The 20,014-nt window shown below is 45.4% G+C and carries 15 protein-coding genes; 4 read left to right on the top strand and 11 right to left on the bottom strand.

The genetic code is table 11. From position 1 onward, the window contains the following. Window positions 1-18: 18 nt before the first annotated feature. The 3 genes from ACT8YW_RS01215 (at window position 19) to ACT8YW_RS01205 (ending at window position 5,492) form a co-directional block, all read left to right on the top strand. On the top strand, window positions 19-1,074 hold the full coding sequence (locus ACT8YW_RS01215; RefSeq protein ID WP_004304417.1) for an efflux RND transporter periplasmic adaptor subunit: 1,056 nt from the start codon (window positions 19-21) through the stop codon (window positions 1,072-1,074). A gap of 65 nt (window positions 1,075-1,139) precedes the next feature. Next, complete coding sequence (locus ACT8YW_RS01210; RefSeq protein WP_444103722.1) at window positions 1,140-4,172, top strand: efflux RND transporter permease subunit; 3,033 nt, start codon at window positions 1,140-1,142, stop codon at window positions 4,170-4,172. A gap of 48 nt (window positions 4,173-4,220) precedes the next feature. Further along, complete coding sequence (locus tag ACT8YW_RS01205) at window positions 4,221-5,492, top strand: TolC family protein (RefSeq protein ID WP_444103721.1); 1,272 nt, start codon at window positions 4,221-4,223, stop codon at window positions 5,490-5,492. 104 nt (window positions 5,493-5,596) lie between these two features. Here the strand turns inward: ACT8YW_RS01205 and ACT8YW_RS01200 are convergent, their stop codons facing one another. The 11 genes from ACT8YW_RS01200 to ACT8YW_RS01150 all read right to left on the bottom strand — a co-directional run bounded on the left by ACT8YW_RS01200 (window position 5,597) and on the right by ACT8YW_RS01150 (window position 15,884). Continuing rightward, entirely contained in the window at window positions 5,597-5,938 is a 342-nt protein-coding gene (locus tag ACT8YW_RS01200) for an addiction module toxin RelE (RefSeq protein ID WP_444103720.1), read from the bottom strand. After that, a complete protein-coding gene (locus ACT8YW_RS01195; RefSeq protein WP_008025993.1) occupies window positions 5,928-6,191 on the bottom strand; it encodes a hypothetical protein in 264 nt (87 codons plus the stop codon). Before ACT8YW_RS01195 ends, ACT8YW_RS01200 begins: the two co-directional genes overlap by 11 nt. 131 nt (window positions 6,192-6,322) lie before the next feature. Beyond that, on the bottom strand, window positions 6,323-7,558 hold the full coding sequence (locus tag ACT8YW_RS01190; protein ID WP_444103719.1) for a sodium ion-translocating decarboxylase subunit beta: 1,236 nt from the start codon (window positions 7,556-7,558) through the stop codon (window positions 6,323-6,325). Beyond that, on the bottom strand, window positions 7,558-9,393 hold the full coding sequence (locus ACT8YW_RS01185) for a biotin/lipoyl-containing protein (RefSeq protein WP_004314195.1): 1,836 nt from the start codon (window positions 9,391-9,393) through the stop codon (window positions 7,558-7,560). The genes ACT8YW_RS01190 and ACT8YW_RS01185 overlap by 1 nt, the downstream gene beginning before the upstream one ends. Window positions 9,394-9,419: 26 nt before the next feature. Next, window positions 9,420-9,680 (bottom strand): OadG family protein, encoded by a 261-nt coding sequence (locus tag ACT8YW_RS01180; RefSeq protein ID WP_004300941.1) that lies wholly within the window; start codon window positions 9,678-9,680, stop codon window positions 9,420-9,422. Window positions 9,681-10,651: 971 nt separating this feature from the next. Then, on the bottom strand, window positions 10,652-11,491 hold the full coding sequence (locus tag ACT8YW_RS01175) for a FecR family protein (RefSeq protein ID WP_049703490.1): 840 nt from the start codon (window positions 11,489-11,491) through the stop codon (window positions 10,652-10,654). A gap of 8 nt (window positions 11,492-11,499) precedes the next feature. After that, window positions 11,500-12,090, bottom strand: a complete 591-nt coding sequence (locus tag ACT8YW_RS01170) for an RNA polymerase sigma factor (protein ID WP_004300948.1) — start codon at window positions 12,088-12,090, stop codon at window positions 11,500-11,502. A gap of 77 nt (window positions 12,091-12,167) precedes the next feature. Then, on the bottom strand, window positions 12,168-13,742 hold the full coding sequence (locus ACT8YW_RS01165) for a peptide chain release factor 3 (RefSeq protein WP_444103718.1): 1,575 nt from the start codon (window positions 13,740-13,742) through the stop codon (window positions 12,168-12,170). A 70-nt stretch (window positions 13,743-13,812) separates the two neighbouring features. Then, window positions 13,813-14,673 carry a dTDP-4-dehydrorhamnose reductase gene (gene rfbD / locus ACT8YW_RS01160; RefSeq protein ID WP_394902605.1) on the bottom strand — a complete coding sequence of 287 codons (861 nt, stop codon included), beginning with the start codon at window positions 14,671-14,673 and terminating at the stop codon, window positions 13,813-13,815. Further along, entirely contained in the window at window positions 14,674-15,219 is a 546-nt protein-coding gene (locus tag ACT8YW_RS01155) for a DUF4924 family protein (RefSeq protein WP_004304427.1), read from the bottom strand. It abuts the gene before it with no gap. An 11-nt stretch (window positions 15,220-15,230) separates the two neighbouring features. Beyond that, entirely contained in the window at window positions 15,231-15,884 is a 654-nt protein-coding gene (locus ACT8YW_RS01150; protein ID WP_444103717.1) for a LysE family translocator, read from the bottom strand. A 258-nt stretch (window positions 15,885-16,142) separates the two neighbouring features. Between ACT8YW_RS01150 and purL the strand changes: the two genes are divergently transcribed. Next, window positions 16,143-19,847: a phosphoribosylformylglycinamidine synthase gene (purL, locus tag ACT8YW_RS01145; RefSeq protein WP_444103716.1), complete on the top strand. Its 3,705-nt coding sequence runs from the start codon at window positions 16,143-16,145 to the stop codon at window positions 19,845-19,847. Window positions 19,848-20,014: the final 167 nt, after the last annotated feature.

Raw genomic sequence — 20,014 nt, 5'->3', positions numbered from 1 at the left:
TAAACATCAACGTGGTATATGAAAAAGAAATTTGGATTCGTCCTGGCGGCTGCAATCTTGCTGGCTGGCTGCGGACAGAAAAAAGAAACGACAACGACAACTGCACGTCCCGTAAAGACTACGATTGTCGAGTCAAGATCGATTATCAGAAAAGATTTCTCGGGAATCGTGGAAGCGGTGGAATATGTGAAGCTGGCTTTCCGGGTCAACGGACAAATCATCCAGCTTCCTGTCATCGAAGGACAGAAAGTGAAAAAAGGACAGCTCATCGCAGCTATCGACCCCAGAGACATTGCGTTGCAATATGCCGCTACGAAATCGGCATACGAAACGGCTTCGGCACAAGTGGAACGTAACAAACGGCTCCTCTCCCGGCAAGCGATCTCCGTGCAGGAATATGAAATCAGCCTCGCCAACTTCCAGAAGGCGAAGTCTGAATACGAACTGTCTGCCAACAATATGCGCGACACCAAGTTGACAGCTCCTTTCGACGGTTCAATCGAAAAACGACTGGTGGAAAACTATCAGCGCGTCAACTCCGGTGAGGGGATCGTGCAGCTTGTCAATACACACAATCTGCGTATCAAATTCACCATTCCGGATGCGTATCTTTATTTGTTGCGCGCCAAAGACCCGCGTTTCCTTGTAGAGTTCGACACATTTAAAGGACACGTGTTTCAAGCGAAACTGGAAGAATATCTTGATATTTCTACGGATGGCACAGGAATTCCGGTCAGCATCACGATTGACGATCCGTCATTCGACCGCGATCTGTATGCTGTGAAACCCGGTTTCACGTGCAGCATCCGTTTCACGGCAGATGTAGGCCCGTTGGTGCAGGATAGCTGGACGATTGTACCGCTTAGTGCCGTATTCGGCGAAAGCGAAGGGAATAAAATGTATGTCTGGGTGGTAGAAGACAACAAAGTCCACAAACGGGAAGTGACCGTCAACGCCCCGACCGGAGAAGCACAAGCGCTCATCTCGGAAGGTTTGAAACCCGGTGAAAAAATCGTCATAGCAGGCGTATACCAACTAGTAGAAGGAGAATCTATCACAACTGTTGACAGGTGATAGTTGATAAATGATTAAGTATCATTTATCCGCTGTCATTCATCAATTATCAACGATCATTTATTATGAGTTTAGCCAAATATTCATTAGATAATACGAAAATCATCTATTTCTTTCTTGCTGTATTGCTGATTGGGGGAATCACTTCCTTCGGCAAGCTGGGTAAGAAAGAGGATGCTCCTTTCGTCATAAAGTCGGCGGTTATTATGACCCGCTATCCGGGTGCCGAACCGGCAGAAGTGGAGCGGTTGATTACCGAGCCTATCTCTCGTGAGATTCAAAGTATGAGCGGTGTGTACAAGATAAAATCGGAATCGATGTACGGGCTCTCAAAAATCACATTCGAGTTGCAACCTTCCTTGTCGGCAAGCTCCATTCCGCAGAAGTGGGATGAGTTGCGACGGAAGGTGCTAAATATACAGCCACAGTTGCCGAGCGGTGCTTCTGCACCGACGGTTTCCGATGATTTCGGCGACGTGTTCGGTATCTATTACGGTCTGACGGCGGACGACGGTTACACATACGAAGAGATGCGCAACTGGGCGGAACGGATCAAGACGCAGGTAGTGACGGCGGACGGGGTGATGAAAGTCGCCCTGTTCGGGACGCAGACGGAGGTGGTCAATATTTTTATTTCCACCAATAAGCTCGTAGGTATGGGCATCGACCCGAAACAGCTTGCCAGTCTGTTGCAATCGCAGAACCAGATTATCAATACCGGAGAAATCCGTGCCGGCGAGCAACAGCTCCGGGTGACCGCCAACGGTATGTATACCACCGTAGACGATATCCGTAACCAGGTGATTACCACCAAAGCCGGACAGGTGAAACTGGGCGATATCGCCGTCATCGAAAAAGGGTACATGGCCCCTCCATCCAATATCATGCACGTGAACGGCAAACGTGCCATCGGCATCGGCGTCTCCACCGACCCGCAACGGGACGTGGTGCAGACGGGCAAAAACGTGAAAGCCAAACTGGACGAATTGCTGCCACTGATGCCTGTGGGACTGGAACTGCAAAGCCTGTATCTGGAAAACGAAATTGCCAACGAAGCCAACAACGGATTTATCATCAATCTGATCGAATCGATTCTGATTGTAATTGTGATTATCATGTTGGTGATGGGTTTGCGCGCAGGTGTACTGATCGGCTCATCACTGATTTTCTCTATTGGCGGCACATTGCTTATCATGTCTTTCTTCGGTGTCGGGCTGAACCGTACATCATTGGCGGGATTTATCATCGCCATGGGGATGCTGGTGGATAACGCCATCGTGGTAACGGACAACGCACAGATTGCCATCGCCCGCGGAGTAGACCGGCGGAAAGCGCTGATAGACGGAGCAACCGGTCCGCAATGGGGATTGCTTGGGGCTACGTTCATCGCTATCTGTTCATTCCTCCCGCTCTACCTTGCTCCTTCTGCCGTGGCGGAAATCGTGAAACCGCTTTTTGTGGTGCTTGCCATCTCGCTGGGATTGAGCTGGGTGCTCGCGCTGACGCAGACTACTGTTTTCGGTAATTTCATCCTGAAAGCGAAAGCAAAGGACGGCGCGAAAGACCCGTATGACAAACCGTTCTATCACAAATTCGCCTCCATCCTCCGCACACTGATTCGCAAGAAAACATTGACACTGGGTTCGATGGTAGTGCTTTTCGCTGTTTCGCTGGTTATCATGGGAACGATGCCGCAAAACTTCTTCCCTTCTCTCGATAAGCCTTATTTCCGGGCAGACGTGTTCTACCCCGACGGGTATAGCATCAACGATGTAGTGAAAGAGATGAAATCCGTGGAAGAGCATCTGGCAAAGCAGCCGGAAGTGAAGAAAGTATCGATCACCTTCGGCAGCACGCCGTTAAGGTATTATCTGGCTTCTACTTCGGTGGGGCCGAAACCGAATTTTGCCAATGTATTGGTTGAATTGACGGACAGTAAATATACAAAAGAGTATGAAGAAGATTTCGACGCGTACATGAAGGCGAATTATCCGAATGCGATTACCCGCACCAGTCTGTTTAAACTGTCGCCTGCGGTGGATGCCGCTATCGAAATCGGGTTTATCGGTCCGAATGTAGACACGCTTGTGGCGCTCACCAACCAGGCTTTGGAGATTATGCACCGGAATCCGGATTTAATCAATGTACGCAATTCGTGGGGAAATAAAGTTCCTGTATGGAAGCCTGTATATAGTCCCGAACGGGCGCAACCGTTAGGGGTATCGCGTCAGGGAATGGCACAAAGTATCCAGATCGGAACCACAGGTATGACGCTTGGAGAGTACCGGCAGGGCGATCAGGTGCTTCCTATCTTATTGAAGGATAACACGGTGGATTCGTTCCGCATCAATGACCTGCGCACGTTGCCCGTATTCGGCACGGGGAATGAAACGACCAGTCTGGAACAGGTGGTATCGGAATTTGATTTCCAATATCGTTTCTCGAATGTGAAGGATTACAACCGGCAAATGGTGATGATGGCGCAATGCGATCCGCGTCGCGGAGTGAATGCGATTGCCGCTTTCAATGAGGTTTGGCCGCTGGTGCAGAAAGAGATTAAAGTGCCGGAGGGATATACGATGAAGTATTTCGGGGAACAGGAAAGTCAGGTGGAGTCTAACGAGGCGTTGGCCAAGAATTTACCGTTGACGTTCTTCCTGATGTTCGTCACGCTGTTGTTCTTGTTCAGGACGTATCGTAAGCCGACAGTGATCTTGTTGATGTTACCGCTTATTTTTATCGGTATCGTTTTGGGATTGGTGTTGCTAGGCAAGTCGTTCGATTTCTTCTCCATCCTCGGTTTGCTCGGACTGATTGGGATGAATATCAAAAATGCGATCGTACTGGTGGAACAGATTGATCTGGAGGCAAAGACGGGCAAAAAGCCGTTGGATGCTGTTGTCAGTGCTACAACGAGTCGTATTATTCCGGTAGCGATGGCGTCCGGCACTACCATTCTGGGTATGTTGCCATTGTTGTTCGACGCGATGTTCGGCGGTATGGCGGCTACGATTATGGGAGGTCTGTTGGTGGCTTCGGCACTGACATTGTTTGTTCTTCCGGTAGCCTATTGTGCCATTCAGAGAATCAAAGGCTAATTGCCTTCTCTTATATGAAACTTGAATTTATTGTTTAGATTGAATAAAATGAAAACTCAACTTATAACTCTGTCTCTGCTGCTCCTTGGCCTCACAGCCGGGGCACAGCAGCCCTATCTTAGCCGGGAAGCTTACCGGGATAAAGTGGAAGCTTACAGCCAAATTCTGAAGCAGCAGAAACTAAAGACGATGGCAAGTACGGAAGCACGGAAGATTGCTCACACGGGATTCTTGCCCAAAATTGATGTCAATGCGGACGGGACTCTCAACATGAGTGACCTTAGCGCATGGAACGAACCGGTAGGCGAATACCGCAACCACACCTATCAAGGTGTATTTATCGTCTCACAACCATTGTACACGGGCGGGGCACTCAACGCCCAGCACAAGATTGCCAAAGCGGACGAAAAGCTGAATCAACTGAACGAGGAACTGACCATCGACCAGATTCATTATCAGAGTGATGCGGTTTATTGGAATGCTTCCGCCTCACAGGCTATGTTGCAGGCGGCGGACAAGTATCAAAGTATCGTGAAGCAACAGTATGACATCATTCAGGATCGTTTCAACGACGGTATGATTGGCCGCACGGACTTATTAATGATTTCCACCCGGCTGAAAGAAGCGGAATTGCAATATATCAAGGCGCGTCAGAACTATACGCTGGCGCTGCAAAAGCTGAATATCCTGATGGGAGAAGAGCCGAACAATCCCACAGACAGTCTGTACACGATTGACACGGCTTCCGCTCCGGTGCAGATCCTTTCTCTGGAGAATGTACTGCAACGTCGGGCAGATTATGAAAGTACGGAGGTGAACATCATGAGGAGTCAGGCGCAACGCAAAGCGGCTCTAAGCCAGTTCAACCCGCAGCTGAATATGTATTTCAGCGGTGGATGGGCTACCGGAACGCCTAACCTCGGTTATGATATTTCTTTCAATCCCATCGTCGGCATTAACCTGAATATACCAATCTTCCGTTGGGGAGCCCGGTTCAAAACAAACCGTCAGCAGAAAGCGTATATCGGCATACAGAAACTGCAACAAAGCTATGTGACGGATAATATCAACGAGGAGCTTTCTGCCGCCCTGACCAAACTGACGGAAACGGAATATCAAGTGAAAACCGCTAAAGAGACCATGAGTCTGGCTAATGAAAATCTTGATTTGGTTTCTTTCTCGTATAATGAGGGAAAGGCAAATATGGTGGATGTGCTCTCCGCACAATTGTCATGGACGCAGGCGCACACCAATCTGATTAATGCGTATCTGTCGGAAAAGATGGCGGTAGCGGAATACAGAAAGGTAATCAGTGAATAAATAAGGAGCTGAATAACTGATTCGCAAAGTCTTAGTCTTATAAGAAAATCGTCCTGCCATCACGCAACCGTGAGACAGGACGATTTCTTTTTATATCATAAGGATTACAAAATACTGTTTTGCTTCAGGATATCTTCTATTTCCTTATCTGTCAAACTTTCACATTCGGACTTGTCATAGATAGTAAGCAACTTTATTTCCGAATCTATCTCTGTCAGAATCACCGTATAGGTTATCACTCGCGCACCTCCGCTCTTTCCTTTATTCTTCGAAGTAATGGCCATGCGAACCTTACGAAGATTATTCCCCAAACTGACTCCTTGTTCAGGATTCGCTTTCAGAGATTCCAATAAATTGGCATAATCCAACTTCAGAGATTTGTAATGTTTGCTCAATTTTTTCAATTCTCTCGCAAAACGAGGAGAATACGTTATATCACAACTCATCCAGCAAATCCTCCGCTGGCTTAAAATCCAGCTTACCTTCCAGATTCAACTTCAATTCCTTGCACGCCTCATCAAGGCTTTCCAGAATTTCGGTCTTTGTCCGATAAGGAGTTGCCTCTTCAGCAACCGCCCTCACCTGTTCTTCTTCATGATTCAACATTGATCTTATCTTTTTCAGGATAGCTATATCATCCACATCCAGAATCTGACGAATCAGTGCATTCTTTTCCGCCTCTAATGACATTGTGCTCATACGCTTTCCGTTTTTACTGTTATACATTACTCACAAAGGTAGCGTTATCAAATGAGTCTGCCAAACTTGAATGTATAAAAAGTATTTCTCCATGAAGAAATAAGATCTTCAATGATGAAGATTCTCCTCGCTTACGCAAGGAAGGAGATCAACACACCCGCAGCCACGGCAGAACCGATTACTCCGGAGATGTTGCTTGCCATGCAATACTGCAATACGTGATTCTTCGGATCGTATTTCAAAGCAATCTCATTGGCTACACGACTCGCCATCGGAACGGCACTCAAACCAGTGGCGCCGATAAGCGGATTGATTTTCTTCTTCGAGAAGAGATTTACCAGTTTCACGAACAGGATACCGCCTGTGATAGAAAGAGCAAATGCCAGGAAGCCACCTACTACAATACCGATAGTCGTCCAGTTCAAGAAAGCTTCCGTGGTCATCGTTGCTCCTACGGACAGTCCGAGGAAGATGGTGGCAGCATTCATGATGCTATTGGAAGCGGCATCGAACAAGCGGAATGTGTTGGTTCCGATTTCTTTCACCAGATTACCAAACATCAACATACCCACCAAAGGCACTGCACTCGGCACGAAAAGGGCAACAATAGTAGTTACCACGATCGGGAAGATAATCTTCAATACACGCAGGTTCTTGATTTCAGTCTTCGAAGGGTACTTCTTTTCCTGTTCTTTCATGTTGATGCTCAACTCTTTCTTCGTACAGAACAGCTTCACTACCAGCGGAATAATCACCGGAACGAGCGCCATGTACGAATAAGCGGCAATGGCAATCGGGCCCAGCAAATGCGGCGCCAGTTTGATGGTGGTAAAGATAGCTGTCGGACCATCCGCGCCACCGATAATGCCCAGAGAAGCGGCTTCCTGTGGGGTGAATCCCATCAGGATGGCTACCAGCAATACGGTAAAGATACCCAACTGTGCAGCTGCACCAAATATAGAAAGATGCAGGTTACGCAACATCGGCCCGAAGTCCGTCAGCGCACCGACACCCATAAAGATGATCGGAGGCAGGAAACCTGTTTTAATCAACATATAGTAGATGAAGTTCATGATTCCCAGTTCGTGGGCAATGTCATGCAAAGGCATTTCCCAGATGTTCTTCAACACTCCGTTTACCATCACCATACCATTTTCGTCGGCCTGAATCACGCCCATATCTCCTCCGGGGAAGTTGGCTAACAACACACCGAAAGCGATGGGGACAAGCAACAACGGCTCGTACTGTTTCTTAATACCCAAATAGAGCAGAACGAACGCGATGGCATACATTATCAGGAACTGCGGTTCGGCAATGATATTGCTGAACGCAGTCATGTCATATAAGTTCTCAAATATTTCGTTCATTATCCTATCTTCATTAATACGTCATCTTCTGAAACAGCATCTCCCGGGTTGACACAGATAGCAGTCACTGTACCGCCAAACTCTGCACGGATGGCATTGTAGGTCTTCATCGCTTCTACATAGCAGATTACATCACCTTCTTTCACAGTGTCACCTACTTGCAAAGGAGTTTCCTGCGCACCTTTCACTAAGAAGAACTTGCCTTCCAACGGAGAAAGTACTTCTTTACCCTCTCCTGCCGGAGCAGCGGCAGCACCCGCAGGAGCAGCAGGTAGTTCGGTATCACCGTATGCTACCGTCACACGATAGGCCTGTCCGTCCACTTGTACGGTCAGTGTCTTCGGTTTGGCATCTTCTTCCGGAGATTTATCTTTTTCGGCACGACGTTTGGCTACGTCTTCCAGGAAGTCTTCTTTTGCTTTGCCACTCTTGTAAGCCTCATATTGAGCCGGGTGCATAGCATATTCGAAGAGTTCTTCGTCGTCCTGTCCCACTTCCCATTTGTTCTCTTTCATCAGTTTGCGATATTTGTCGAGAGCATCAGGATAGTTATTCTGCGGATCACCTTCGAAGAACTTACGGCCTTCACGTTCTGCCTTTTCAATGATTTCGGGAGCAAGTTTGCCCGGCAGACGTCCGGCTTTACCCAGAATCATATCCCAGATATCATCGGCAATCATTCCCCAACGTTCTTTTCCTTTTTCCATGGCCATCACGTTCATCATGGCGAGGTTCTTCACGTATTGGCTGAACGGAGTCACCAATGGAGGATAACCGACACGAGGCCATACGTAAGCTACTTCATCAAACAGCTTGATGAGCAACTGGTCTTGCGTCATAAACGGCAGATTGTGTTTTGCCTTATATTTATTGATAGATTCCAGATTGGATTCGAGATCGGCCATCAAACTACCCATCATACCGCCGGGAAGTCCGGGAGCAATCAGCAAGGAGTTCATCAGACGATTTTTCGGGCTGATATACAAGCCGAGGAAGTCGTCCATAAATTCCTGAATCATGCCGCGTACTTTCATGTAGGCTTCCATATTGATTTCGGGCACTTGATATCCGGCGTCTTTCAGCATCGCCTGCACACTAAGCAAGTCAGCGTGACCTGTTCCCCAGGATAGCGGTTCCATGCCTACGTCGATGTAGTCACAACCGGCTTCACATACTTCGAGGATGCTTGCCATATTGAATCCGGGACCTGCATGACTGTGATACTGAACGGGGATTTCGGGATGTGCCGCCTTGATATTTGCTACGATCTTACCTAACGATACAGGGCGGCCGATTCCTGCCATGTCTTTGATACAGATTTCGTCTGCTCCCAGTTTGATGAGTTCCAGCGCCATATTGGTGTAGTACTCTACGGTATGGATAGGCGAATGAGTGATGCAAAGCGAACATTGCGAAATCATGCCTGCTTCCTTTGCGTATGTGATGGAAGGAGCAATGTTACGCACGTCGTTCAATCCGCAGAACGTACGGGTAATGTCTGTTCCTTGTGCTTTCTTTACTTTGTAGAATAATTTGCGGACGTCTGCCGGAACGGGGCTCATACGGAGTCCGTTCAGTGCGCGGTCGAGCATGTGGGTTTGAATACCGGCTTCGTGGAACGGTTTTGTCCATTCGCGCACCGCTTTATTCGGGTTTTCACCAAACAATAAATTTACCTGTTCAAAACCTCCGCCGTTTGTTTCTACGCGGGCAAAACAGCCCATTTCAATGATGGCAGGAGCTACCTTTACGAGTTGGTCTACACGAGGTACGTATTTTCCGGCAGATTGCCACATATCTCGGAAAACCAAACTAAACTTTACTTCTCTTTTCATGTCTTTCAGTGATATTCTTTATAGATTTATAATTTTTCTACTTTAGTGATTTTTCCTTTACCTTGTGTCACCACATTTACAGCAGCTGTAATGGCGGCTAAGATGTTTCCCGGAACAGGGGCAGGACCTTGCGATGCTTCCCGCTTCACAGGAACCACTTCTTCAGGGGCATACTTGTTGACTAATGTAATCAACAACTTACCTAAATAAATCACAATCAGCAGAATAACAAACACGGTAGCCATTCCGACCACCATCAGCAGGATCGCTGTTTCGATATTTTCCATATAATAAACTATTAGTATTTTAAGTTGTTCGTCTAAAAATCGTCCGAAAATACCAAATTTTTATTATAAAATAAATTAAGAAAGGAATATAATGTATAAAAACGTCATTTCTCTGATTGGAAAACTGGGGAAGTTTATGATTTATGATTTATGATTTAGCGTGCCATCCACATCTAAACTAAATTCCCATTTATCTCATTTACTATCTGCTTCTATTGCACAACCCAAATAGTAAATGGTAAATAGTCCAATAGTAAATCGTCCTATCTATCGTTCCTACAAAAAAATGTGAGAGAAAGCCCCTCAACTTTCTCTCACATTCTGATAAAACAATTATTAAATAAAAATACTCAATGATAGACCGGTTCAGCCCTTTTCTGGTTTCATACCCTCTTAACCTACTATTAAACTACCAGATAAAAAACCGGTCTTGTTAAACCTCTCATGGGCCATCACGGCTTTCATTCTTTTAATTAGCGTAGCAGTCTAGTTGAAAAACCCTTTTTTTTAAGCCAACTAAGTCTGTTTAATCGGAAAAAACAAGCCTCTAAAGCTCATATCACGTCCGATGAGGGAATCTTTCCGGCTTACGTTTGTGGCAGGAATAATTCATCTGCCGCTGTCTATTGTTTGCTTTGAGCCCTAGTTTGCATTTCTTTTAAAACATTGTTTGTTTTGGGTTAAATTTAAATTTTATAAAAAGCATCTATTGTTTGTTTTGAGTTTAGCTTGTAATTCTCTATAAAACATCTATTGTCTGTTCTGAATCCCGGCCTTATTTCTGCCGGATAATTTCTAATTTCTTCTACAACATTTAATCTTCTAATCAATTCTACCGTTTTCTTCAAATATCATTAAATAGCTCTTATATTAGAAAGAGAAGCATCCGTTGTTTTTTTACCAAGAAAAAATGAAGAAAATTTGAAGAAAAACAAAAAAGCCTCTTCTGGATAGTCAGAAGAGGCTTTTTTTTATTTTAAAATAATTTCTTTCCCTCGAATTTGATAACTGATTCCACACGACCCGAAGACTTTTTCCAGTGTGGCGTTCAGGTCTTTCGTTAAGACCGTCCCGTTATAGGTCAGCCCCTCGCATTTCTCATGCCCGACGACTGTCACCTCAAATATATGCTCAATATCTGCCACTACATTTATCAGCGGGTCATCTTCATATCCCAACACTTCGGGGAACTCTGATTCTTCCGCCTTTTTTTCTACTGGCACAATCTTGGTTTCATCGCAACGCACACTTTCACCGGCAAGCAATGTACGCTTACCTACGGCAGTCTCAACTTTCACGCTTCCTTCCTCACAGTTTACAAACATCTTCTTTCCCTGCTGATCAACCAGGAATTTAGTACCGAGTACCGTCACGTCGCCGGCTTCAGTGCTGACGGTGAATGTCTTGCCTTTGGTTACATTGAAAGAGGCTTTGCCCAACAATTGCAACTTACGCTCCCAAAGCCATGTGATATGATTGTAAGTCAGACGTGAGTTTTCCATCACCTGCACACTACTGCCATCGGGCAATTCATAATTCATTGCAGTGTTATCCGTCACCACCTTTTCCTCTGCCAGGAAGTAACTGCCTACTCCCAAAAGAAGAACGACCGCAGCTGCCACTCCCCAAGAGAAGGAGAAGCTTTTTCCGACACTTTGTTTTCTTTTCCGGCTTAAGGTAATCTTATGGCTTTCTTCGCGCTGCAACTTTAATTTATCGCCTATTTCTTTCTTACGGGAAAATATTTCGCCCACTAGAGGAAGCTTACCTTCCTCCAGGTATTGTTCTAAAGATTCTGTCCACTTTTCCATATCTCACCTCAATTAAAAATCCACAAATTAGCTGCCACCAGTAACAAGAAAGATTTGCTCATACGCTCCCGTAGACTGGATATAGCCATATGAGTCGTATTATAAACTGTACGCGAAGTGAGTCCCATCACCTGGGCTATTTCTTCCGGACTCATCTTCTTATAGTACTTCAGATACAATACCTCCCGCTGTTGCTTTGTCAAATTGTTCAGCTCTTTCTGCAAAACTTCCAGCTGTTCTTTTTCCAACTCTGAATGGATAATAGCAGTTTCAATATCGATCTCCAGATCAAACTGATATTCGTTTGTGCCTACTTCATCCAGTGATTTGAATGATCCACTATTCTCTTTTTTCAGTTCGTTCACTATCATGTGTCTCAACGAAACACACAAGTAAGCGGGTATGGATTGAGGCGCCGCGCAAGTTTCTCTTTTCTCAAAGATGTAAACAAACAACGACTGTATCGCCTCGGTCACCAGCGTATCATCACCGGCTATCTTCATGCCATATCCATACAGTAAATCTGCATATTGCTCATAAAGCTGCCGGAATGCCTCTTCATCCCCTTGCTGAATCTTATCCCAGGATAGTGTCTTCATTTCTCTTCACTCATTTATATGAGATATGTTTTTCCTTTTTTTACCTGATTTTTTAGTTTAAATCGTACGAATATGTTCTAAAACTCACTTGTAAAGTGGAATTTTATGTGTTTAAAGTCTATTTGAGCCATCTGAAGTACATAACTGGAGTCCGCCAAAAACACATCGCGTCCTTCTCTATCCTTTGCCATGTATTGGTATTTACGTTTCTTAAAGGCTTCCAGCTCCGCCGGATCATCGCTTTCTACCCAGCAGGCCTTATAAAGGCTTACCGGCTCCCAGCGACAGGATGCATTGTATTCATTCAACAAACGATACTGAATGACCTCAAACTGCAACTGTCCTACCGTACCAATAATCTTACGGCCATTGAATTGATTGACAAACAGCTGTGCCACACCTTCATCCATCAACTGGTCGATACCTTTTGCCAACTGTTTCTGTTTCATCGGATCGGCATTCTCGATATATTTGAACATTTCCGGCGAGAAGCTCGGTAAACCGCGGAAATGAAGCAGTTCACCCTCTGTCAATGTATCGCCAATCTTAAAGGTACCATTATCCGGCAGACCGATAATATCTCCTGCGTATGCTTCGTCAATCGTCGTTTTGCGCTGTGCCATAAACTGGGTAGGCGATGAAAAACGCACTATTTTTCCATGACGGACGTGTGTATATGGAGCGTTGCGGACAAACTTACCGGAGCAAATCTTACAGAATGCCACACAAGAACGATGGTTAGGATCAATGTTGGCGGTTATCTTAAAAATGAATCCGGTGAATTTCGGTTCGTCGGGTTTCACTTCACGCTCTTCTGCCTGTACAGGACGAGGGCTGGGAGCTATCTCAACGAAACAGTTCAGCAACTCTTGCACACCGAAGTTGTTTAATGCTGATCCGAAGAATACAGGCGCACAGTCTCCTGCGAGATAGGATTCTGAATCAAATTCCGGATAAACACCTTCGATCAGTTCCAAATCGCCACGCAGTTTGTCTGCCAACGACTTACCAATCTGCTGATCCAGTTCTTCCGTATGAATATCGACTGCCACTTTCTCTGTTACCATCTGTTTGGATGGCTGATACAAGTCCAGTTTCTGTTCGTAGATATTGTATACTCCTTTGAAACGTGCTCCCTGCTCAATCGGCCAGGACAAGGGACGAACCTGAATCATCAGTTCTTCTTCGAGTTCATCGAGCAAATCGAACGGGTCTTTTCCTTCACGGTCCATTTTGTTGACGAAGATAATTACCGGAGTCTTTCTCATACGACACACCTCCATCAGTTTACGCGTCTGTGTTTCCACACCCTTCGCACCGTCTACAACGATGATAACACTGTCTACAGCTGTCAGTGTGCGGTATGTATCTTCGGCAAAGTCCTGGTGACCGGGAGTATCGAGAATGTTAATCTTATAGTCCCGATAGTCGAATTCCATCACGGAAGTCGTTACCGAAATACCACGTTGTTTCTCGATTTCCATCCAGTCGGACGTAGCTGTCTTTTTAATCTTATTACTCTTTACCGCACCTGCCACCTGTATCTGACCTCCGAAAAGCAATAGCTTTTCCGTCAAAGATGTCTTACCTGCATCCGGATGCGCAATAATGGCGAACGTCCGCCGTCTCAAAATTTCTGTATTATCTGCCATAGTTTTTTAGTTAGAATTATGAATTATAAAATATGAATAAGCTATGCTGGAATAACATAGCCTAGATTCATTATTCATCTTTCATAATTTTATCAATGCATTGTTTGAGGCTCTCCTCCCAATGAGGAATCTCTATATCGAACGTTGTTTTTATTTTCGTTTTATCAAGCACGGAATATGCCGGGCGGTTTGCTTTCGCGGGATATTCGGCTGTATGCAAAGGTTTCACTTTGCAGGTAGTTATTCCTGCCAGACGATGAATAGCTACTGTGAAATCATACCAGGAACAAACTCCCTCATTGCTGAAATGGTAGATACCGCGAACAATACCTTTATTAATAATAGCATAGATGGCCCGTGCCAGGTCATTGGCATACGTCGGAGTTCCGATCTGGTCGAAAACAACTCCCAAGCTGTCACGCTCTTTTCCGAGACGAATCATCGTCTTTACGAAATTATTGCCAAAAGTAGAATAGAGCCATGCGGTACGGATAACGACTGCTTGCTCGCAGTGATTCATTACCTCCTTTTCTCCTTCCAGTTTAGTGGTGCCGTATACAGAATCCGGGCAAGGATCGCAGTCTTCCGTGTATGGAGTATGCGCAGTACCGTCAAATACATAATCAGTAGATACTTGTATCATGGCAGCACCATTGGCTTGGGCCGCACTTGCCAGTTGTTTCGGTGCTTCACAATTCAATTTGTATGCTAATTCTTGATTATCTTCTGCTTTATCTACAGCTGTATAAGCAGCACAATTAACAACAAGCTCAATCTGCTTCTCTGCCATATAAGTCCACACAGCTTGCTTGTCGCAGATGTCGAGTTCCTGCACATCTGTGAAATAATACGTATGTTGCGGGTTCTCTTTCGCAAGCACCTGCATCTCATTGCCAAGCTGACCGTTGGCACCCGTTACTAAAATTCTCATTTATTCATCCAGTTTTAATTCACCTTTACGGTCTTTATCATAATAATTTGCCAACATAGAAAGGAAACTAGTGATAGCTTCCACTGCCTTGGCAGTTCCTTCGCTGATAGGCTTCTTTTGAAGACGAAGCAGGAGTACTCCATACAACGCTTCAAAACAGGTTTCCAGTTCGGGTTCATCTTTCTTGCCGTTTTTATTCCGTAATTCTACGATAAACGGTAATGCCTTGAAATAAGCAGCACTGTAAAAAGGAAATTTAGGAGAAGAGGACAATGCGTTGTGCAACTCTGTCAGATTGATAATCACGTTCTTATTAATCTGCAGATGCCCCTTTTCCCGTACTCCTTCCTCGCCCATCATCGTAATCAGGTTGGTATACCATTCTCGCATGGCAGGCCGCTGTTCTTCCGGATAACGGGCAATTACATTTGCCTCCATCTCTTCCGGTTCACAATGATTGGCACGGATCAAGTCTTCCTCTTGCCACATATATATAAGGTATTCGGCAATATTCTTCTCTTTCAGTTGTTGTGCTATCTGATTCATTATGTTATCTCTTAATAAAGTGACTCTCCCAACAAAGTATAAATCAATCCGGCAACAGATACCAGCACTACGATACTTCCTACAACACGATTCAGTATCCAGATACCACGTAAATTGAATTTTGTGCGCACCTTATTCACAAAATAAGTGATACCCAACCACCAGGTCAATGCTCCTATAGCAATTGCAAGATATCCCGTGATCTCTTCAAATACCAGCACTCCCGGCTGCACAAAGGCAAAACGGGCAAAAAGTCCGATAAACAGGAAGATTATCAAAGGGTTGGATAGAGTGACGAAAAAGGCGGTAATAAAATTATGGAAATAAGAACCTTTGCTGGACGAAGCCGGACGAATAGATTGCACCGGATTGCTACGAAAGGTATATATACCAAAAAGGAGTAGCATGACACTCCCCAATAACTGCAGATAGAAAATATTCTTATTGATATAATCGAACACAAAACTCATCCCATAACCGGTGAGCAAAGCGTATGCTATATCGCTCAACGAGGCTCCCAGCCCTGTTACGAATCCGTACCAACGCCCTTTATTCAGAGTCCTCTGGATGCATAATACGCCCACCGGACCGAGGGGTGCGGACACAACAACGCCAATAATAAAGCCTTTCACTAATATATCGAATATTGTCTCTATCTGAATCATGTCGCAAATATCGCACTTTTTTGTGATATGGGGATAGTATATTAACGTTTTTTCCACACAAGAATCACTATATATAGCGATAATAAGTAAAACGTACATCAAAAATAAACATATTAAATAAGGTATAGGAATTTATTCTCTATTTTTTTCCTACCACCAACGAAATTGATTATCTTTGCGCCACAGAAAAAGAGAAGAGTTTCTCCTGCAGGAACTTCAATCGTAAAATCGTAAATCGTAAAATCGTAAATATACAACATGATTCTTTTTTTCAGAACCCCTTCCAAGAGCGTGATTGCCGTAGAGAGCAACCATCAGCTCACCCCTGACGAAAGTAATAAACTCTGCTGGCTTTTTGGCGAAGCCGTGATGGAAAGTGAAGAAAACCTGAAAGGCTGTTTCGTCGGCCCACGCCGCGAAATGATCACTCCCTGGAGTACAAACGCAGTAGAAATCACCCAAAACATGGGGCTCGAAGGCATCAGCCGCATCGAGGAGTACTTCCCTGTTAAGGACGAAAACGCAGACTACGACCCGATGCTCCAACGCATGTACAAAGGACTCGACCAAAACGTATTCACGACAAACCGTCAGCCGGAACCGATCATCTACATTGAAGATCTCGAGGTATACAACGAACAAGAAGGTCTGGCTCTTTCTAAAGAAGAAATGGACTATCTGAAGAAAGTAGAAAATGATCTCGGACGGAAACTGACCGACTCTGAAGTATTCGGTTTCGCACAAATCAACTCCGAACACTGCCGTCACAAAATCTTCGGCGGAACGTTCATCATCGACGGTGTAGAACAGGAATCTTCTCTGTTCCAGATGATTAAAAAGACGACACAGGAAAATCCAAATAAAATCATCTCTGCTTATAAAGATAATGTAGCCTTTGCCGAAGGTCCGGTTGTTGAACAGTTTGCTCCGGCAGATCATTCAAAACCTGATTTCTTCCAGATAAAGGACATCAAGAGCGTGATCTCACTGAAAGCGGAAACACATAATTTCCCTACTACTGTAGAACCGTTCAACGGTGCCTCTACCGGTACCGGTGGTGAAATCCGCGACCGTATGGGTGGTGGTAAAGGTTCATGGCCGATTGCAGGTACTGCTGTCTACATGACTTCTTATCCGCGCACCGATGAAGGACGTGAATGGGAAGAAATTCTTCCGGTACGCAAATGGTTGTACCAGACTCCGGAACAGATTCTTATCAAAGCATCCAACGGTGCTTCCGACTTCGGTAACAAGTTCGGCCAGCCGCTGATCTGCGGTTCAGTACTGACTTTCGAACATACAGAAAACAAAGAGGTTTATGGTTACGACAAAGTAATCATGCTTGCCGGCGGTGTTGGTTACGGTACACAACGTGACTGCCTCAAAGGTACACCGGAAGCAGGAAATAAAGTGGTAGTAATCGGTGGTGACAACTATCGTATCGGACTGGGTGGCGGTTCCGTATCTTCTGTTGACACCGGTCGTTACAGCAGCGGTATCGAGTTGAATGCTGTGCAACGTGCTAATGCTGAAATGCAGAAACGTGCCAACAACGTAGTACGTGCTCTTTGTGAAGAAGAGGTGAATCCGGTGGTTTCTATCCACGACCACGGCTCTGCCGGACACGTAAACTGTCTGTCCGAACTAGTGGAAGATTGTGGCGGTTTAATCGATATGAGCAAGTTGCCTATCGGTGACAAGACTTTATCGGCAAAAGAAATCATCGCCAACGAGAGCCAGGAACGTATGGGGCTATTGATTAAAGAAGAAGCCATCGAACATGTACGTAAGATTGCCGAACGCGAACGCGCTCCGATGTACGTAGTCGGTGAAACAACCGGCGATCATCGTTTCGCCTTCCAACAGGCTGACGGTGTACGTCCGTTTGATCTTGCTGTAGAGCAGATGTTCGGTTCTTCTCCCAAGACATATATGGTAGACAAAACCGTGGAACGTCATTACGAAATGCCGAAATACGAATTGTCTAAGTTACATGAATATCTGACGAATGTATTGCAGCTTGAAGCTGTTGCCTGCAAAGACTGGCTGACAAATAAGGTAGACCGCTCGGTAACAGGTAAAGTGGCACGCCAGCAATGTCAGGGCGAACTTCAGTTGCCGTTGAGTGACTGCGGTGTCGTTGCACTTGACTACCGTGGCGAAAAAGGAATCGCTACTTCTATCGGACATGCTCCGCAAGCAGCATTGGCTGATCCGGCTGCCGGTTCTATCCTTTCCGTATCTGAAGCACTAACCAATCTTGTTTGGGCTCCGATGGCGGAAGGTATGGACAGTATTTCTCTGTCTGCCAACTGGATGTGGCCTTGCCGTTCTCAAGAAGGTGAAGATGCCCGTCTGTACACCGCTGTAAAAGCATTGAGCGACTTCTGCTGCGCACTGCAAATCAATGTGCCTACCGGAAAAGACTCTCTGTCTATGACACAGAAGTATCCGAACGGTGAGAAAGTGATTTCTCCGGGAACTGTGATTGTTTCTGCCGGCGGTGAAGTTTCCGACGTGAAGAAAGTGGTATCTCCGGTATTGGTCAACAATGAAAAGACTACACTTTATCATATTGACTTCAGCTTCGACGAACTGAAATTAGGTGGTTCGGCTTTCGCACAATCTTTGGGTAAAGTGGGTGACGAAGTACCTTGCGTACAGGATGCCGAATATTTCCGTGACGCTTTCCTTGCCGTACAGGAACTTGTAAACAAAGGATTGATCCTTGCAGGACACGATATATCTGCCGGTGGTTTAATCACTACATTACTCGAAATGTGCTTCTCTAATGTAGAAGGCGGTTTGGAAATCAGCCTCGACAAGATGAAGGAAGAGGATATCGTCAAGATTCTGTTCGCGGAAAACCCGGGTATCGTTATCCAGATCAGCGACAAGCATAAGGATGAAGTGAAGAAGATTCTGGAAGACGCCGGCGTAGGCTATATAAAACTGGGTAAACCGACTGACGAACGCCACATTTTGGTATCTAAAGATGGTGCTACTTACCAATTCGGTATCGATTATATGCGTGATGTCTGGTATTCTTCTTCTTACCTGCTCGACCGCAAACAATCTATGAACGGTTGCGCAAAAGCACGTTTCGAGAATTATAAGATGCAACCTGTTGAATTCGCTTTCATGCCGGAATTCAAAGGTAAACTTTCTCAATACGGTATCACTCCGGATCGTCGTACCCCAAGCGGTATCCGTGCGGCTATCATCCGCGAGAAGGGTACAAACGGTGAGCGCGAAATGGCTTACTCACTCTATCTGGCAGGTTTCGACGTAAAAGACGTTACGATGACCGACCTCATCAGCGGACGCGAAACACTGGAAGACGTAAACATGATCGTTTACTGCGGTGGTTTCTCTAATTCCGATGTTTTGGGTTCTGCCAAAGGATGGGCAGGCGGCTTCCTGTTCAACCCGAAAGCGAAAGAAGCGCTCGACAAGTTCTATGCTCGTGAAGACACACTTTCACTAGGTATCTGTAACGGTTGCCAGTTGATGATGGAACTCGGTCTAATCAACCCTGAACATAAGGAAAAAGGCAAGATGCTACACAATGACTCCCATAAATTCGAATCTACTTTCGTCGGCCTGACCATCCCGACAAACCGCAGTGTGATGTTCGGTTCACTAAGCGGAAGTAAACTGGGTATCTGGGTAGCACACGGAGAAGGTAAGTTCTCACTGCCATACGATGAAGACAAATACAATGTAGTAGCGAAATACAGCTACGATGAGTACCCGGGCAACCCGAACGGTTCAGACTACTCCATCGCAGGACTTGCCAGTGCAGACGGACGTCATTTGGCGATGATGCCCCACTTGGAACGTGCCATCTTCCCATGGCAAAACGGTTGTTATCCGGCAGACCGCAAGAACAGCGATCAGGTTACTCCATGGATAGAAGCGTTTGTCAACGCTCGCAAATGGGTGGAAGCTAAAATGAAATAAATCATTTCTATATTTACAGAGGCTGGTACTTTTTAAAGTGCCAGCCTCTTGTTTTAAGAAAGGTTTCGCTCTACCAAAACACTCTTTGTAGATACCAAAATTCCGAAAACAAACAATATGTATAAATACCTATAAAATAGTCTGTTTTCTTTCATTTTAAGAACGCT

The sequence above is a fragment of the Bacteroides sp. genome (assembly GCF_052357945.1).
In the GTDB taxonomy this organism is placed as follows: domain Bacteria; phylum Bacteroidota; class Bacteroidia; order Bacteroidales; family Bacteroidaceae; genus Bacteroides.
This window is presented reverse-complemented; position numbering and strand designations above follow the sequence as displayed.

Coding starts and splice junctions, on each gene's coding strand:
- ACT8YW_RS01215 (WP_004304417.1), top strand. CDS start 19: ATGAAAAAGAAATTTGGATTCGTCCTGGCGGCTGCAATCTTGCTGGCT.
- purL (WP_444103716.1), top strand. CDS start 16,143: ATGATTCTTTTTTTCAGAACCCCTTCCAAGAGCGTGATTGCCGTAGAG.
- rfbD (WP_394902605.1), bottom strand. CDS start 14,673: ATGAGAATTTTAGTAACGGGTGCCAACGGTCAGCTTGGCAATGAGATG.
- ACT8YW_RS01180 (WP_004300941.1), bottom strand. CDS start 9,680: ATGGAAAATATCGAAACAGCGATCCTGCTGATGGTGGTCGGAATGGCT.
- ACT8YW_RS01165 (WP_444103718.1), bottom strand. CDS start 13,742: ATGGCAGATAATACAGAAATTTTGAGACGGCGGACGTTCGCCATTATT.
- ACT8YW_RS01185 (WP_004314195.1), bottom strand. CDS start 9,393: ATGAAAAGAGAAGTAAAGTTTAGTTTGGTTTTCCGAGATATGTGGCAA.
- ACT8YW_RS01175 (WP_049703490.1), bottom strand. CDS start 11,491: ATGGAAAAGTGGACAGAATCTTTAGAACAATACCTGGAGGAAGGTAAG.
- ACT8YW_RS01150 (WP_444103717.1), bottom strand. CDS start 15,884: ATGATTCAGATAGAGACAATATTCGATATATTAGTGAAAGGCTTTATT.
- ACT8YW_RS01155 (WP_004304427.1), bottom strand. CDS start 15,219: ATGAATCAGATAGCACAACAACTGAAAGAGAAGAATATTGCCGAATAC.
- ACT8YW_RS01200 (WP_444103720.1), bottom strand. CDS start 5,938: ATGAGTTGTGATATAACGTATTCTCCTCGTTTTGCGAGAGAATTGAAA.
- ACT8YW_RS01205 (WP_444103721.1), top strand. CDS start 4,221: ATGAAAACTCAACTTATAACTCTGTCTCTGCTGCTCCTTGGCCTCACA.
- ACT8YW_RS01210 (WP_444103722.1), top strand. CDS start 1,140: ATGAGTTTAGCCAAATATTCATTAGATAATACGAAAATCATCTATTTC.
- ACT8YW_RS01190 (WP_444103719.1), bottom strand. CDS start 7,558: ATGAACGAAATATTTGAGAACTTATATGACATGACTGCGTTCAGCAAT.
- ACT8YW_RS01170 (WP_004300948.1), bottom strand. CDS start 12,090: ATGAAGACACTATCCTGGGATAAGATTCAGCAAGGGGATGAAGAGGCA.
- ACT8YW_RS01195 (WP_008025993.1), bottom strand. CDS start 6,191: ATGAGCACAATGTCATTAGAGGCGGAAAAGAATGCACTGATTCGTCAG.